This is a genomic window from Pseudomonas sp. VI4.1 (assembly GCF_002029345.1).
Lineage (GTDB): Bacteria > Pseudomonadota > Gammaproteobacteria > Pseudomonadales > Pseudomonadaceae > Aquipseudomonas.
The window spans coordinates 1-1167 of the sequence record NZ_MULM01000004.1 but is presented as its reverse complement, the minus strand read 5'-3'; the positions used below and the strand labels follow the sequence as shown (position 1 = coordinate 1167).

Here is a 1167-nt window from a genome sequence, read left to right as displayed (position 1 = left end):
TATGTTGCAGGGGAACCCTGCAACCTTAAATTCGGCTGGTATTCGCTTTGGTTTTTCATGAGTGCGAATGCCACCCGGCACAGCTTGCGGGCGAGGATGACCAGGGCTTGGGTTTTTGCCAAGCCTCTGGCCAGATAGGACTCATAATACGGTTTCCAGGTGGCAGACCGACAAGCCGCCATTGCTGCGTTGTGAGCCAGGCGCCGCAACTCTGTATCGCCTTTTTTGGACAGATGGCGAGGCCCGTTCTTCTTGCCTGAATCCTTTGCGCGCAAGTCCATCCCCAAAAAAGCAATGAATGCATCGCCGTTGGCGAAGTGACCACGCATGAATGCGGTCGCCAAACCCACCGCCGTAAGCTCACCGATCCCCTCAATGGCTTTGCAACGCTTGATGTTTTCGGTGATGCCTGCCTCTTTGCTGACTTTGTGCAGTAATTTCTGAATGGCCTGCTCAGCTTGTTTGAAGGACTTCAACTGCCGGGCCAATTCATCTTTCAGAAGCGGCTCGCTCGACCAGCTCAGCGTGATGCCCACACGCACGTTGATGAGTTCTGCGCGTCTATGCAGCAGACTTTTCAACACTTTGTAGGCCTGCGGCGGTGGACTCCAGAGACGCAGTCGTTCCTGCTCGCTAGACAGATAACGCGCCAGCAGGCGCGCATCACAAGGGTCGGTTTTCGCCCGCTGGCCAATGCTTTCGCGGTAGTGACTCAGCCGATAAGCATCCACAACGTAAACCCGGTGTCCCATTTCGTGGGCCAGTTCAACCGTGTCCAAGTGGTAAATGCTGGTGGCTTCCAAAGCGATTGAGCTTTGCGCAGGCAGCGCTTTAAGCCAGCGGCTAAGAGTTTCCCGGTCGTTGTCGATGGCTTGAGTGGTTTTAATGTCTTCGCGGTAAGCGACGATTTCGGCCTTGGCCACATCGATGCCGATTACCGTTGGTGAGGTAAGGATTGTCATGACGAATCCTCGGGGCTAGGGTTTAAGGGCTTGTCGGGGTTTACCCTTGCGCTGGCTTGCCTCTATCGTCGGTTTTACCGATGAATTCCTTATCGGCGCTTCGGGTAGAAAGGGCGGGACGAGAAGTCTCCCACGGTCCGTACTGGTCAGAGTCGGAATCGAGCTTTTAGTCCCGCCCACCCCTTCAAGTCTAAACATACAAGCG

Annotated in this window: 1 protein-coding gene; it reads right to left on the bottom strand. The window is 54.9% G+C overall.

Annotated elements, in window-relative coordinates:
• Positions 1–962: transposase (locus BZ163_RS00020; protein WP_128869316.1), on the bottom strand; the 962-nt coding region annotated here is incomplete at its 3' end.
• Between the last annotated feature and the right edge of the window lie 205 nt (positions 963–1167).